This is a genomic window from Thiocapsa sp. UBA6158 (assembly GCF_002423035.1).
Lineage (GTDB): Bacteria > Pseudomonadota > Gammaproteobacteria > Chromatiales > Chromatiaceae > Thiocapsa.
On record NZ_DIUM01000029.1, the window covers coordinates 23,806 to 38,865 of the forward strand.

Below are 15,060 nucleotides of genomic sequence, written 5' to 3' on the forward strand. Positions count from 1 at the left end.
TCATCACGGTCGAGGATCCGGTGGAGTACCAGCTGGCCGGGATCAACCAGATCCAGGTCAAGAGCGCGATCGGCATGACCTTCGCCAGCGCTCTGCGCGCCATTGTGCGCCAGGACCCGGACGTGATCATGGTCGGCGAGATGCGCGACCTCGAGACTGCCCGAATCGCCGTCCAATCGGCCCTCACCGGGCATGTCGTGCTCTCGACCCTGCACACCAACGATGCGGCCAGCGGGGTGACCCGCCTGCTTGAAATGGGTGTGGAGGACTATCTGCTTACCTCCACGATCAACGGGATCCTCGCCCAACGCCTCGTGCGCAAGCTGTGCCCGCATTGTCGGGAGTCCTATCCGGCGATCCCGGAGCTGGCGGTGCGTTTTTCCGCCATCGGCGCGGCGCCCGATGATGTCGAGCTGCACCGCGCCGTCGGTTGCGACGCCTGCAACGGGACCGGCTATCGCGGCCGCTTGGTCATCACCGAGGTTCTGCTCATGACCGATCAGATCCGCAAGGCGGTGTTGAACCATGCGACCGCGACCGAGATCCGCCGCATCGCGGTCGCCGAGGGGATGGAGACCATGTACCTGGATGGCCTGCGCAAGGCGCTCGACGGTCGCACGACGATCGAGGAGGTGCTGCGTGTTGCCGAGGCAGGCGAAGAGCCGAGCCTCGACTGACCCTGAACCGTGTCCCTTGCGACGTCGCTTGAGTCGCTCGACGCCGATCCAACCCGAACCCGGTGCATATCGCACGCGAGGCGGTTCAACCGAGGACTGAAGTGCCGAAATTTTTCTACAAGGCGGTCAAGCTCGACGGTGAATCAGTCGAGGGCGAGCAGGAGGCGGTCGACGAGGCCGCGCTGGTGCGCCAGCTCCAGTCCGAAGGGCTGATCCCGATCGAAACACGCTCCTCTGCGGGTCTGCGCGCCCGCTTCGTGCGGACACGGCGTCGGCGCATCAACCAAAAGGAGATCGGCATCCTGACCCGCCAGCTGGCGACGCTCCTCGAGGCCGGGATGACCCTGGACCGATCGCTCCAGATCCTGGTTGATCTCACCGAAGAGGAGCACTTGGTCCAGGTCCTGTCGGACCTGCAGGAACGGGTGCGCGGCGGCGCGACCTTCTCCAGTGCGCTCGAGCTACAGGACGGGCAGTTCCCGCGGCTCTACATCAATATGGTACGGGCGGGCGAGGCCAGCGGTGCGCTGGATCAGGTCCTGAATCGGCTCGCCGATTATCTGGAGCGCCTGGCCGAGCTGCGCCAGACGATCACCTCCGCGCTGGTCTACCCCTCCATCCTCTTGGTGGTCGCGGCCTTATCGGTCATCATGCTGCTGGTGTTCGTCGTACCCCAATTTACGGTGCTCTTCGACGACATGGGCGAGGCCCTGCCGCTGCCGACGCGGATCGTGGTCGCAACCGGCGATCTGTTCCGCAACTATTGGTGGGTCATGCTGGTCGGTATCGCCTTGATCGCGGTGGTGTTGGAGCGCTGGTTTCAGGATCCGGTCGTCCGCGATCGTTTCGACCACAAGGTTTTGGGCGTGCCGCTCTTCGGTGATCTAATCTGGAAGATGGAGACGGCGCGACTCTGTCATACCCTGGCAACCCTTCTGAAGAACGGCCTACCCCTACTCAGTGCGCTGACGCTCGCCAAGGAGGTGGTCTCCAACCGCAAGCTCTCGGGTCTGCTCAACGAGGCCGGGGATGACCTCAAGCACGGCCGAGGTCTTGCCGGACCCTTGGCACGTCTCGAGGTCCTACCGGACCTCGCGCTGCAGATGATTCGTGTCGGTGAGGAGTCAGGCAGCCTGGACGCGATGCTTGCGAAGGTGGCGAGCATTTACGATCGGGAGACCCGCAACAGCGTCCAGAGTATGTTGACGTTGCTCGAGCCGATTCTCATCATCGGGCTCGGCGTTGTCGTCGCGGGCATCATCATCTCGATCCTGATGGCCATTCTCGGTGCCAACGAGCTGGTGTTCTGAAGCGTTCGGCCGTTGACCCTGCGCGCGTGCGGATCGCCTTGGTCCCGCACCATCGGCCCCATACAATTACCATAGACATTCAAAGCCATCCGAGCCTAGTTATGCACCCGAATCAATCCCTGAATCAATCAAGGCGCCTTCGCGGTTTCACGCTCGTCGAGCTGCTCGTGGTCCTCGCGATCCTCGGCCTGCTGGCTGGGCTCGTCGGTCCCCAGGTCATGAGCTTCCTCGGCTCGTCCAAGACCAAGACGGCCAAGCTACAGATCGAAAACCTCGCCGCGACGCTGGATATGTACCGATTGGAGGTCGGCCGCTATCCAACCCAGTCCGAGGGGCTACAGGCCCTCGTGGAGCGCCCCGCCAACATCCAGAGTTGGAACGGTCCCTATCTGAGAAAAGGCGATGTTCCGAAAGACCCTTGGGGCTCCGACTATCAGTACCGTTTCCCGGGCGAGCACGGAGCCTTCGATATCTGGTCGCTCGGCGCGGACAACCGCGAGGGTGGCGACGGCGAGAATGCGGACATTCGCAGTTGGGATTGACGACCGCCCGAGCTCACAGTCTCGCGCGGACACGCTGTTGAGTCCTCCTGCCCGGCGTGAGCGCCGCGGCTTCACCCTCGTGGAGCTGCTTGTCGTCCTGGCGATCGCCGCTTTGGCCATGTCGGCCGTACCGCCGCTCTTCTCGGCGGCCATGCCGGGTGTGGAGATGAAGGCCGCCGCGCGCAGAACGGTCAGCAGCCTTCGCCTCGCGCGCGAGCTTGCCATCCGTCAGGGCGCCGAGATCGCCTTGGTCGTGGACGTCGAACAACGCCGCCTGGAGCTGGCCGGGCACCGTAGCCTGACGCTCCCCAAGCGTCTCGATATCACGCTCGAGGCCGCCGATCGCGAAATGCTCGGCGAACAGCGCGGGGCGATTCGTTTCTTTCCCGACGGGAGCTCGACCGGGGGCCGCATCATCCTGGCGAGCGAGGGTTCCGGTTACCAGGTCGGTGTCATTTGGTTGACGGGGCGCATCCGTATGGCGCCTTGGAGCGCGCGGTGAAGACCTTACGGCATCGAAGAAGACGGCAGTTCGGCTTTTCGCTGCTGGAGGTGTTGGTCGCTTTCGCGATCCTCTCCGTGTCGCTCGGGGTGCTGATGCAGATCTTTTCGCAAGCTTCGAGGACCACCCTGTTGTCCTCCCAGTATAGTCGTGCCGCTTCCTTGGCCGAGTCCAAACTCAATGCGGTCGGCACGGCGATCCCCTTGGAGGAAGGCGCCGTCTCGGGCGACCGCGAGGGCGGCATCGCCTGGGAGATCACCATCCTCCCGGTCACCTTGGGCGAGGAGTTCGGTGCCGAGCCGCCGGCCACACCCTACCGCGTCAACGCCACCGCGCTGTGGCAGGATGGAAGCCAAGTCCGTCGCCTGACGCTTTCCACGTTGCGCCTCGGCGAGCGGTTCTGAAGCGCGCTCGGTCTATGAGCCGTTTTCGACCGGGATCGGCCTCGCATCAGTCTCCGGTCGTCGCAGCAGACGCGGTTTAGGGGTATGCATCTTATTGATTTTGGATCTGTCACCACTGACTCGCCCGGTCTCCCGGCGAAGACGGAACTTTGCCGGATCCCGGTTTTTGCTCCGGTGCCGTCTTGGGCGAGGAGGATGAGTGTCCGACGTCGCGTGCGCAACGACCGGGGCTTTACCCTGATCGAGCTGCTCATCGCACTCGCGATCGTCAGCCTTATCACGCTCATGCTCTTTTCCGGATTGAGCCTCGGATCACGCGCCTGGGAAGGCGTGGACGCGGTCTCCGAACGGGTCTCAGAGGTGCGGGTCGCGCGCGATTTTCTGATGTCGACCCTGAGTCAGACGCGGGCCACGACCTTGACGCTCGACGCCGAGATGATCAGCGTCTTCGCCGGCGACAGCGAGCGATTGGAGTTTGTCGCTCCGCTGTCCTCGCAGGTCGGCGTGCCCGGACTCTACATCCTGCGTCTGGAGCTTGTCCCGATCGATCAAGACGTGAGCCTGGTCCTGACACGCTGGCTGGTTCATCCCGAGGTGCTCGAGGGAACCGACGAGATCCCGACCTGGGAGCCGCTGGAGGCCGACTCGGGCTTCGCGCTGGACTCGACCCCGCTCGACATGGACGCAGCCGCGGGCGCCTTCGGTCGAACCCTGCTTCTGGATCGTGTTGCCGAGTTTCAGATTGCCTATTTCGGCACTGCCGACGGGGAGGTCGAGCCCGATTGGCGCGAGGAGTGGGTAGGACAATCAACCATGCCGACCCTGTTGCAAATCCGTATGGCCACGCCCGCGCAGTCTTGGCCGGATTTGCTGGTCAGCCTGCCGGTGCGCGTCTTTTGAACGGGTTGCAACCAATCGCCTCGGGCCAGCGGGGCATCGCCTTGGTCCTGGTGCTCTGGGTGCTGACCCTGCTCACCGTCATGGCGGTCGGCCTGACCGCGGCGCAGCGTACCGAGACGGCGCTGAGCGACAATCATGTCTCGGGCGCACGCTTTCGGGCCGCCGCGGATGCCGCCATCGCCTTCACGGTCCTGGTCTTTGCGATGCCGCCGCCCGATGCGACCGACCCGGACGTGTCCGTTTGGTTGCCCAACGGCGTCGCCGTACCTTGGCGGTTCGGCGGGGTCGACCTCTCTATCCGGGTCTTCAACGAGGGATCGCGCATCGATCTGAATCAGGCGCCGCCGGAGCTGCTCTCGGCACTCCTGGGGACGCTCGGCATGGAGGAGGATCCGGCGACGTCGCTCGCCGCTGCGATCGCGGATTGGCGTGACGAGGACGATCTGTCGCTTCTGAACGGTGCGGAGGATCGCGACTATCGCGATGCCGGCTTGACCCTCGGGGCGAAGGATGCGCCCTTCGTTGCCGTCGAGGAGCTGATGCAGGTCCTCGGGATGACACCCGAGATCTACGCGCGCTTGGCCCCGGAGCTCAGTGTCGATCTCGAGGGCGCGGGATTCGACGAGCGCTTCGCCTCCGCGGCGGCCATCGCCGCGACCCAGGGGATCCCGTTTGAAGAAGCACAGCTGCGCGTTGTCCAGCGCGATTCGCCTCTGTTCGAAGACAGCAGCGGACCTCGGGCCGTGGACCGTGCAGGACCGCTCTACCGAATCGAGGTCGCGGAAGCCGGTGCGGGCGCCGGCGGACGCAGGATGGAGGCGCTGATCGAGTCCACACCCGGAGAACAACCGCCCTATCAGGTGCGTTGGCGCCGTTTCGGTCTGCCCGCTGCGCCGCCGGCACCGATCGACGTCGAAGCCGATGCCGGTTGACTGGCGTCGCGGCGACGGGAGGACTTACACTCAAGGGGTCGGCTGAGCGCGAGCGCAGGCACGCGACAGCCGACACGGATCGACAACCCCATTCCGACTGGCACTCATGTCACTCAGCGATCGACTCAAACTCCTCGGGCAGCTCCCGAGCGGCCCGGCGGCGGAACTCGACGATATCTACCGCATCGTCCGGCGCTCGCTCGCGGTCTGTCTGCCCATCCCTGTTCGACGATTTCTCGCGCGTCGCGACCGTCGTTTGATTATCGAGCCCGCAGCATCGACCGCGCATCTGTTCCTGATGACCGGCGAGGATCGAGAGCCGATCGGGGAGCTCGGGCTTGATGCCGCCATTCCGATGCCCGAGATCGCACGATCCGGACATGAGCGCTCCCTGATGCGGGTCTTGATGATTCCGCGCGAAGACATCCTGACCCGCAGCGTTTCCTTGCCGTCGCAGGTGCGTGCCAATCTTCCTCAGGTGATTCGCTACGAGCTCGATCGCCTCTCGCCGTTCCAACCCGGCGACGTCCTCTACGATTTCATCGCCAAGCCGGGCCCGAAAGGTGCCCCGCGCCTGCGGGTCGAGCTCGCCTTATGCCGCCGTGATCTTGCCTCGGCGTGGGTTCAGCGCATGCGTGATGCGGGGGCACCGATCGATCGGATCGCTTGGGAAGGGGCCTGGCCCTCGGCCAACCTTTTGCCGGCGGCAGAACGCCCGAAGCTTAGTCTGAACCTCTTCAGTGCCGAGAAGCTGCTCTGGACAGCGGTGGTGCTGCTCTGCGCGGTCGCTCTACTCGGGCCGCTGTGGCAGCAGAAGCGGACTGCGGGCGCGCTCGATGTCGAGGTGCAGCGGGCACGCGTCGAGGCGGTCGCGGTCGACGATCTGCGCCAGGAGCTCGAGCGGGCGCGCTTGGGCAGTACAGAGGTACTCCGGCAGAAACGCGACGAGCCGAACATCCTCGTCCTGTTGCGCGAGTTGAGCGACCGTATTCCGGACGACACCTGGATTCAGACCCTCGACTACAATAACGGGCAGGTCGAGCTGAGAGGTGAATCCGGACAAGCCACCGCCTTGATCGCTCTGCTTGAGCAGGCACCCGGCATCGACGGAGTGTCGTTTCGATCGCCCGTGACCCAGGTCCCGCAGACCGGCAAGGAGCGATTCAATATCTCACTGCGGTTCACCCGTGCGAGGGAAGAATGAAGTCCCCATCGCGTCCCGAGGTCGTCTGCGTCATCGCATGGGTCATGCTCGTGTCGGTCCCGCTTCTGGTGATCGGCGGTCTGGCCGTGGCCTGGAGCAGCGAGATGAGCGGTCTTTCCGCACGGATCGCCGACAGCGAGGACCAGCTCGTGCGCTATCGGCGGATGATCGGCACCCTGCCCGAGCTGCGTGCCGAGCTCGAGCGGGTCCGCTCGAACGAGAGCTTCAAGGCGTTCTACTTCGATGCACCCACACCCGCTTTGGCTGGAGCGGAGTTGCAGCGCCAGGTCCAGGATATCGTCACCGCCGCCAACGGCCGTCTGATCAGTACCCAGATCCTGCCCGGGCCGCCGGAGGAGAGTCCCCCCCGGGTGCGGGTGCGCACCCAGATCCAAGGGTCGACCGAAACCCTCCTGGACGTCATCTACAATCTCGAGCAGGCGCGGCCTTTTCTGTTCGTCGATCAGGTCTCGGTGCGCTCCTCGGCACGCCCCCAACAACCTGCTGCGGATCCGCGTGGCCGCGCCATTCGTCGCCCGCCCGTCAATCCGGCAGGGGAGCTGACGGTGCGTCTCGACATCTTCGGATTTACCCTCGGAGGCGACACTTGATCAAGTGGCTCCCCGGATTACTCGTGCTCGCCCTGATCCTGGTGCTTGGTCTGCAATGGAAGGATTGGCCGCCCGGACCCTCGCGCTCAGGCCTCGATACGCCATCCACGACAGGATCGAGTGCTCCTGTCGGCAGCGAACCGGACGCCGCGGCGCAATTGCCGTCACCCGAACCAAAGGACGCCTACGCGAGCGTGACCGACCGTCCGCTGTTTCGTCCCCAACGTCGACCGGAAGAGGAGGTCGATCCGGACGCGCAGGCGAGCGCCGAGCCGGATGTTGCAACATCGCTCGACGGGATGAACCTGAGCGCGGTCATCATCACGCCGACACTGGTCTCCGCCTGGATACAGGATCCGAACGCGCCGAAACTCAGACGCCTGCGTATCGGCGACGATCTGGAGGGCTGGTCCGTTCAGACCATCCTCCCGGATCGTATCCTGCTGGAGCGACAAGGCGAGCAAGATGCGCTAATATTGCGCGATTACGGAAAAAAACCCAACCCGGCTGCCCCGACGCCGGTCCCGCGGCGTCCGCCCCGGGTGCTTAAACCCGCGGATTTCCCGGACCAATGACACCCAGGACCACTCACCGCATCGGCCTGTCGAGCCGAGACGATTCGAGCACCATATCGATGGATCCATCGCGCCATTTCGGTGCCCGGTTGCTCGCCGGTCACCTGCCCCGACTCATGGCCCTCTTGATCGTTGCAGTCGTCTCCACGGCGTGCGAGCGCGCCTACTGGGATCCGACCGTCCGAGTCGACGACACGGGAGATGACGGAACTCGCGCCCTGCAGGGCGGGGGCCGCGGCAGCGTCTCGGCGGGCACGACCGAAGCAACGAGTATCGCCCTCGGCGAGGAGGGCGCGAGCGGTCGCGCCGTCGAGTCACTCCAGCGCGGCACCGGGACATTTGTCCGCGAGATTTCACCGCCCAGCGTGGACACCACCCCGGGCGACGTCACGCTGAACTTCGACGGGACAGACATCCGCGAGGTCGTCAAGGTGATCCTCGGCGATCTGCTGCAGGTGAACTATGTCCTGCATCCCGCGGTGCAGGGCGTCACCTCGCTGCAGACCGGGCGTCCCTTGCGTCGCGACCATCTGATCCCGACCCTCGAAACACTCCTGCGCATGAACAACGCTGCCATCGTCTACTCGGGCGGCACCTACGAGGTGGTTCCGCTCGCGAATGCCGCTCAGGGTCGCGTGGTCCCCCAGCTCGGCGAGTCCGGTCGCGCCCTTCCGGAAGGCTACAGCGTTCAGGTCGTGCCTCTGCAATACATCGGCGCGGAGGAGATGAGCAATATCCTCCAGCCGCTGGCGCCCGAAGGAAGCGTGATTCGCGTCGACAATCTCCGCAACCTGGTGGTGATCGCCGGAACCAGTCCGGACATGGGCAATCTGCTCGACACCATCCGCGTCTTCGACGTCGATTGGATGGCGGGTCTCTCTGTCGGCTTCTTTGTCCTGGAGTACGCCAAGGCCAACGAGGTCGTGACCCAGCTTCAAACCCTCCTCGGGGACGAAGGCAGCAATCCGCTCAAGGGTGTCTTCAGGTTCGTCCCGGTCGAGAGCGCCAACGCCGTGCTCGTGGTCTCTCCCCAGGCCAGTTACCTCCAACAGGCCAGCAACTGGATCGAACGTCTCGACATGGCCGAGGCGACCGGCGACGCCGCCGAGCGCCTCTTCGTCTATCGGGTACGCCACGGCGACGCCGAGAATCTGGCCGACACCCTCTCCCAACTCTTCGGCGGAGAAGGGTCACAGCGAACGACCGCTGTCGGCGGCGTCGCACCCGGTTTAGGTGGCTCCTCGATCGGCTCGACCGGCGACAATTCCGGCGGTTTAGGCGGCTCGGACGGCGGTGGCGTCGGTGGACAGTCGGCGCCGCGCCGCAGTTCCTCGCGCGAGATCGAGCTGTCCTCGGCCGTCAGTATCGTCGCCGACGCGACCAACAATTCGCTGATGGTCAGGTCGAGCCCGAGGGACTACAAGAAGATCCTCGACGCACTCAAGCAGCTTGATATCCTCCCGCTGCAGGTCTTGGTCGAGGCCACCATCGTGGAGATCAGCCTGGAGGGGAATCTCAGGTACGGGGTCCAATGGAATCTCTTCGGACTCGCGACCAAGGACCAGCGCAGCCAATTTACCTTGGGCTCCGGTGACTCGCTCGCCAACAGCGTCGGTTTGAGCTTCCCCGGCTTCAATTGGGCCGTCATCAGTCGTCCCGATACCATCCGCGCGACCTTGAGCGCCTTAGCGCAGGACAATCTGGTCAACGTCCTCTCGTCACCGTCCGTGATGGTCCTGGACAATCAGACCGCGAAGATCCAAGTCGGTAAAGAGGTCCCGATCGCGACCACCCAACAGCAGGGTCTGGGCACGAACGATCGCGTCGTCAACACCATCGAGTATCGACCCACCGGCGTCATGCTGTCGGTCAAGCCGCGGGTGACCCCGGGCGGTCTGGTGCAGATGGAGATCGAGCAGGAGGTGAGCACGGTCGACGCGGTCGGCAGCGGCGGTTCGCAGCTCGATTCGCCGACATTCTCCACGCGGAACATCACCAGCTCGGTTGCCGTGCGCTCCAATCAAGCCGTCGTCCTCGGCGGCCTGATTCAAAACGAGCGAAGCGACGGCAATCAAGGCGTCCCCGGGCTTTATAACCTCCCCTTCGCCGGACCACTCTTCGGGCAGCGCTCCAAGGCATCGAGAAGGACCGAGCTCGTGGTTGTTTTGACGCCGAAGGTCATCGCGAGCGACCAGGACGCCGAGACGGTCACGCGCGACTTCCGCAACAAGGTCCGGGGGCTTCAGATGAAGTTCTGATCGGCTCCGCTCCCGATCGCCAGCGCCGGCATCATCCGAAGTTGATCTTGGCCTCGAGGTTCGGGGCCGAGTCGGCGTTGGCGAGCGCCTCTTCCAACGTGATGGCGCCCTTGTGGTAAAGCTTCAAAAGCGCCTCGTCGAAGGTGGTTGTCCCCTCCTCGCCATGTCCCTGCATCGCTTCCCCGATTGCCTCGAGATGCCCATCTCGAATGAGATCTGCGATGTGCGGCGTGTTGACCAAGATCTCGATGGCCGCACAGCGCGCTCCCGTAGTGGTTCGAACCAGGCGCTGCGACACGATGGCGCGCATGTAGGCCGAGAGATCGGTAAAGAGCGTCTTGTGCATCTCCTGCGGGAACATGTTGATGATCCGTTCCATCGCCTGATAGGCATTGTTGGCATGCAGGGTCGAGATGGCCAAATGACCTGTCCCGGCCAGCTCGATCGCCGCCTCCATGGTGTCGCGAGTCCGGATCTCGCCGATCAGGATGACATCCGGAGCCTCGCGCAGGGCGCTCTTCAGCGCCCGACGGTAGTCCAGGGTATCCAGCCCGAGCTCGCGCTGGCTGACGATGCACTGCCGGTGCGGATGCACGAACTCGATCGGGTCCTCGATGGTGATGATGTGGCCCGGCGCGGTGCGATTGCGATGGCCGATCATCGCGGCGAGTGTCGTGGACTTGCCGGATCCCGTCGCGCCGACCATGAGGATGATCCCCCGCTTGTGCATCACCAATTGGCTCAACACCGGGGGTAGGTCCAGCTCCTCCAGGGTCGGGATACTGCTGCGGATGTAACGCAGGACCATCGCCCGGTGCCCGCGCTGATGATAGGCGTTGACCCGGAAGCGTCCACGATCCTCCAAGGCGACGGCGAAATCCAGCTCGAGCGACTCCGCGAGCTCCCGCTCCTGGTCCCCGTCGAGCAGCGAGGCAATCGCCTCCCGACAAAAGGCCGGCGTCAAAGGGGTCTCGCCGATCGAGCGGATTACCCCTTCGATCTTGATCTTGGCCGGAGCCCCGGGCACGAAGAAGAGATCCGACGCCTTGTGTCGAATCATCATCTCGAGATAAGGCTTGATGTCCATTGCGGCGCTAAGGTTTTCGACCGCGGTCCGGTCCGGGCAGTGCGTCGATCATGGTGGAATTCGTCAGGGTCTCGCTGAATAGGGTCGACTCGAACGAATCATCATCGCCGTCCCCGAGGATGCTCAAACCGTCGGTCTCGGCAAAGGGATCCCTGCCGTGGGCTTCGTGGCCCTCCAACTTGATCGCCAAGCGCAGCTCGTTCATGGAATCGGCGCAGCGCAGCGCATCCTCGTAGCTGATTTTACCGGCTTCGTAAAGATCGAAGAGCGACATGTCGAAGGTCTGCATGCCCTGTTCGCGCGAGCGCTTCATGATGGCCTTGATGGACCCGACATCACCCTTGAAGATCAGATCCTGAATCAATGGCGAATTGATCAAGACCTCGACCGCGGCAATGCGACCACCATCCGTGCAGGGCAGCAGACGTTGCGAGATCACCGCCTTGAGATTGAGGGATAGATCCATCAGCAGCTGAGCACGCCGCTCCTCGGGAAACAGATTGATGATGCGGTCGAGGGCTTGGTTGGCGTTGTTGGCATGGAGCGTGGACAGGCAGAGATGGCCGGTCTCGGAGAAGTTGATGGCATACTCCATGGTCTCTCGGCTGCGGATCTCGCCGATCAAGATGACGTCCGGTGCCTGGCGCAGCGTATTCATCAGCGCGATTTCCCAACTTTCGGTATCGACGCCGACCTCGCGCTGGGTGATGAGGCAATGACGGTGCGGATGGACGTACTCCACCGGATCCTCGATCGTGATGATGTGGCCGTAGCTGTGTTCGTTGCGATGACCCAACATGGCCGCGAGCGACGTCGATTTTCCGGAGCCCGTGCCGCCGACGACCAACACCAGACCGCGCTCGCCCATCACGATGTCCTTCAACACCGGGGGAAGTGCGAGTCTGTCGAGCTCAGGGATCTTCGCGTTGATGGTACGCAGGACCGCACCGCAATGGCCTTGCTGGATAAAGGCGTTGACCCGAAACCGACCGATCGACTGCGGACTGATCGCGAAGTTGCACTCCTTCGTGGCGTCGAAGTCGCGGATCTGCCGGTCGTTCATGATGGAGCGCACCAGCACGTTCGTCTGGGCGGAGGTCAAGGCTTGCTCGCTGATGGGCGTCATGCGCCCGTCGATCTTACAGGCCGGCGGAAAACCTGCGGAGATGAAGAGGTCGGAACCCTTCTTGGCCATCATCTTGCGCAGGCAATCGAGCATGAAATGGGCGGCTTGCTGACGATCCATCTCTAATCCCGACCTCTCGATTCGATGAGACCTTCATGACCCGACGCAGCGCAGCCCGACTGGATGCGCGCCGTGCCGCGATGCAGAAAATACAGTCTATGTCGGAACGCTCGACCGACTCGGCAACGCCGCCTGCGGAATCCGGCGCCGCCGAGGCGACGCGAAGACACCCCAAGCAGCGCACGAAGCGTCCCGACCCGGCTCAACGCGCCAGATCGGAGCGGCCCATCAACCACTCATCCACCGCCCTCGCGCATTGACGACCTTCGCGGATGGCCCACACCACGAGGGACTGACCGCGTCGCATGTCCCCGGCACAGAAGACGCCGTCGACCGAGGTGCGATAGGCGCCAGGTCCGTCCGTGGCACCCTTGATGTTGCCGCGCGGGTCCAGCTCGAGGCCCGCGTTCTCGCGAAGCTCGGCGATCATGCCTTCGTGAACCGGATGCACGAAACCCATGGCCAAGAGCACCAGATCTGCCTTGAGCTCGCCGATGCTGTCCGGGACCGTCTGCATCTGCCAGCGACCTCCGTCGGTGCGCTCCCAGCGAACCAACTCGAAGCGCAACGCCTTCACGCGGCCGTTCTCGTCGCCGACAAACGCCTTGGATGCCACATTCCACAGCCGCTCGCAGCCCTCTTCCTGGGAACTCGAGGTCCGCAATCGGTTCGGCCAATCCGGCCAGGTCAGCCCCTTGTCTTCCTTCTCCGGTGGTTTGTCCAGGATCTCGATCTGGGTGACGGATTTCGCACCGTGTCGATTGGATGTCCCGATACAGTCCGAGCCGGTATCCCCGCCCCCGATCACGACGACATGTTTGCCGTGCGCGCTGATGAAGTCGTCCTCGGGGACGTACGAGCCCTGCACGCGCTTGCTGTTGCGCGTCAGGAAGTCCATTGCGAAATGGATCCCCGACAACTCCCGCCCGGGCACCTCGAGATCACGAGGCTTCTCCGACCCGCCGGCGAGGACCACGGCGTCGTACTCCTCGCGCAAACGGGCGACCGGGATATCCACACCGATATGGGCGTTGGTGTGAAATTCGACGCCTTCGGTCCGCATCTGCGCCATCCGACGGTCGATCAGCGATTTGCTCAGCTTGAAATCGGGGATGCCGTAGCGCAACAAGCCGCCGATGCGATCCGCCTTCTCGAACAGGTGAACCTGGTGCCCCGCACGCGCAAGCTGTTGGGCGGTTGCCAGACCGGCGGGGCCGGAGCCGACCACGGCGACACGCTTGCCGGTGCGCCTCTCCGGAACCAGCGGCTTGATCCAGCCTTCCTGCCAGGCCTTGTCGACGATGGCGCATTCGATTGTCTTGATGGCCACCGGCGTGTCGTTCAGATTCAGCGTGCAGGCGGCCTCGCAGGGTGCGGGACAGATGCGCCCGGTGAATTCCGGAAAGTTATTCGTCGAGTGCAGGACATCGATCGCGGCCTGCCAGTCACCCCGATAGACCAAGTCGTTCCAGTCCGGGATGAGATTGTCGACCGGGCAACCCCGGTGACAAAAGGGAATACCGCAATCCATGCAGCGTGCACCTTGCTCGCTGACCTCGCGATCCGCCATCGGGATCACGAACTCGCTGTAATGGACGACGCGATCGGCGGCCGGCTGATAGCGCCGGTCGCGCCGGTCGAACTCGATGAATCCGGTCGGCTTACCCATGATCCACAATCCCCTTCGACTGCTTGATCGTCTGTGGCGGACGGCTTTGGCGCGTCTGCATGGTTTCGAGCGCCCGGCGATAGTCGACCGGCATGACCTTGACGAACCGCGTTTGGTAGCTCTCCCAATCGTCGAGGATCCGGCGCGCCACGTCCGAATTGGTGTAGTGCAGATGGTTCACGACGAGCCGCTTGAGCCGGGCGGCATCATAACGGCTCATGTCCTGACTCAGATCCACGAGGCCGTGCGTCTCGAGGTCGCCGCCCTGGTGGTCGAGCGCCTCGAGGAGGTCGTCCTCACGCGCGATCGGCTCGAGTTCGACCATCGCCAGATTGCAGCGGTCGGCAAAGGTGCCGTCCTCGTCCAGGACGTAGGCGACACCGCCGGACATCCCCGCCGCGAAGTTTCGCCCGGTCGGACCCAGCACGACGGCGATACCGCCCGTCATGTACTCGCAGCCGTGATCACCGACACCCTCGACCACGGCGATGGCGCCCGAGTTGCGCACGCAGAAGCGCTCGCCCGCTACGCCCCGGAAGTAGCATTCGCCGTTGATCGCGCCATACAGAACGGTATTACCGACGATGATGTTGTCTTCGGCGCGCTCGATTGCGGAATCGGCCGGAGGATAGATGATGAGCCGTCCGCCCGAAAGGCCCTTGCCGACATAGTCGTTGGCCTCGCCCTCGAGCTCGATCGTGACGCCCGCGGCCACCCAGGCGCCGAAGGACTGCCCCCCCGTGCCCTTGGCCTTGATGTAGATGGTGTCCTCGGGCAAGCCGGCATGTCCGAAGCGCTCGGCGACCCGGCCCGACAGCATGGCACCGAAACAGCGGTTGTAGTTCCTGACCTCGGTCTGGATCCGCACGGGCTCGCGGCGTTCGAGCGCCGGCCCGGCCTGCCGGATCAGCTGGTGATCGAGCGCCTTCTCGACCCCGTGGTCCTGGCTCTCGCTGTTGTAGATCGCCACGTCCGAACCGACATCCGGGCGCGCCAGCAGACGCGAGAAATCAAGACCGCGGGCCTTCCAGTGCGAGATCGCACGCCGCATCTCGAGCCGCTCGGAATGACCGATCATCTCGTTTACGGTGCGGAAGCCGAGCTTGGCCATCAACTGACGGACCTCTTCGGCGACGAAGAAGA

At 64.0% G+C, this 15,060-nt stretch carries 14 protein-coding genes and 1 pseudogene; 11 read left to right on the forward strand and 4 right to left on the reverse strand.

Features of this window, described 5'->3' with window-relative positions:
- From B4N44_RS04455 to gspD, 11 genes are all read left to right on the forward strand, one after another.
- A partial coding sequence (locus B4N44_RS04455; protein ID WP_296697315.1) for a GspE/PulE family protein occupies window positions 1-677 on the forward strand: 677 nt, incomplete at its 5' end.
- Window positions 678-778: 101 nt separating this feature from the next.
- Window positions 779-1,987 carry a type II secretion system F family protein gene (locus tag B4N44_RS04460; RefSeq protein WP_296697317.1) on the forward strand — a complete coding sequence of 403 codons (1,209 nt, stop codon included), beginning with the start codon at window positions 779-781 and terminating at the stop codon, window positions 1,985-1,987.
- A 101-nt stretch (window positions 1,988-2,088) separates the two neighbouring features.
- Window positions 2,089-2,529 carry a type II secretion system major pseudopilin GspG gene (gene gspG / locus B4N44_RS04465; RefSeq protein ID WP_296697319.1) on the forward strand — a complete coding sequence of 147 codons (441 nt, stop codon included), beginning with the start codon at window positions 2,089-2,091 and terminating at the stop codon, window positions 2,527-2,529.
- A gap of 37 nt (window positions 2,530-2,566) precedes the next feature.
- Window positions 2,567-3,031: a GspH/FimT family pseudopilin gene (locus B4N44_RS04470; RefSeq protein WP_296697321.1), complete on the forward strand. Its 465-nt coding sequence runs from the start codon at window positions 2,567-2,569 to the stop codon at window positions 3,029-3,031.
- Window positions 3,028-3,435, forward strand: a complete 408-nt coding sequence (locus B4N44_RS04475; protein WP_296697322.1) for a type IV pilus modification PilV family protein — start codon at window positions 3,028-3,030, stop codon at window positions 3,433-3,435. Before B4N44_RS04470 ends, B4N44_RS04475 begins: the two co-directional genes overlap by 4 nt.
- Before the next feature lie 195 nt (window positions 3,436-3,630).
- The gene (locus B4N44_RS04480; protein ID WP_296697324.1) at window positions 3,631-4,335 is read left to right on the forward strand and encodes a prepilin-type N-terminal cleavage/methylation domain-containing protein; all 705 of its coding nucleotides are present in this window, start codon (window positions 3,631-3,633) and stop codon (window positions 4,333-4,335) included.
- Window positions 4,332-5,267, forward strand: a complete 936-nt coding sequence (locus B4N44_RS04485) for a general secretion pathway protein GspK (protein WP_296697326.1) — start codon at window positions 4,332-4,334, stop codon at window positions 5,265-5,267. Before B4N44_RS04480 ends, B4N44_RS04485 begins: the two co-directional genes overlap by 4 nt.
- A 106-nt stretch (window positions 5,268-5,373) precedes the next feature.
- The gene (locus B4N44_RS04490) at window positions 5,374-6,471 is read left to right on the forward strand and encodes a PilN domain-containing protein (RefSeq protein WP_296697328.1); all 1,098 of its coding nucleotides are present in this window, start codon (window positions 5,374-5,376) and stop codon (window positions 6,469-6,471) included.
- Window positions 6,468-7,082 carry a type II secretion system protein GspM gene (gene gspM, locus B4N44_RS04495; protein WP_296697330.1) on the forward strand — a complete coding sequence of 205 codons (615 nt, stop codon included), beginning with the start codon at window positions 6,468-6,470 and terminating at the stop codon, window positions 7,080-7,082. Before B4N44_RS04490 ends, gspM begins: the two co-directional genes overlap by 4 nt.
- Window positions 7,079-7,657 carry a hypothetical protein gene (locus B4N44_RS04500; protein WP_296697332.1) on the forward strand — a complete coding sequence of 193 codons (579 nt, stop codon included), beginning with the start codon at window positions 7,079-7,081 and terminating at the stop codon, window positions 7,655-7,657. Before gspM ends, B4N44_RS04500 begins: the two co-directional genes overlap by 4 nt.
- A gap of 59 nt (window positions 7,658-7,716) precedes the next feature.
- Window positions 7,717-9,915 carry a type II secretion system secretin GspD gene (gspD, locus tag B4N44_RS04505; protein ID WP_296697333.1) on the forward strand — a complete coding sequence of 733 codons (2,199 nt, stop codon included), beginning with the start codon at window positions 7,717-7,719 and terminating at the stop codon, window positions 9,913-9,915.
- A gap of 31 nt (window positions 9,916-9,946) precedes the next feature.
- Here the strand turns inward: gspD and B4N44_RS04510 are convergent, their stop codons facing one another.
- The 4 genes and pseudogenes from B4N44_RS04510 to B4N44_RS04525 form a co-directional block, all read right to left on the reverse strand.
- Complete coding sequence (locus tag B4N44_RS04510; RefSeq protein WP_296697334.1) at window positions 9,947-11,002, reverse strand: PilT/PilU family type 4a pilus ATPase; 1,056 nt, start codon at window positions 11,000-11,002, stop codon at window positions 9,947-9,949.
- A 7-nt stretch (window positions 11,003-11,009) separates the two neighbouring features.
- The gene (locus tag B4N44_RS04515; RefSeq protein ID WP_296697336.1) at window positions 11,010-12,248 is read right to left on the reverse strand and encodes a PilT/PilU family type 4a pilus ATPase; all 1,239 of its coding nucleotides are present in this window, start codon (window positions 12,246-12,248) and stop codon (window positions 11,010-11,012) included.
- A gap of 202 nt (window positions 12,249-12,450) precedes the next feature.
- Window positions 12,451-13,917: a glutamate synthase subunit beta gene (locus B4N44_RS04520; RefSeq protein WP_296697338.1), complete on the reverse strand. Its 1,467-nt coding sequence runs from the start codon at window positions 13,915-13,917 to the stop codon at window positions 12,451-12,453.
- Window positions 13,910-15,060, reverse strand: a pseudogene (locus B4N44_RS04525) (glutamate synthase subunit alpha); the annotation flags it as partial. The pseudogene B4N44_RS04525 and the gene B4N44_RS04520, both read right to left, overlap by 8 nt.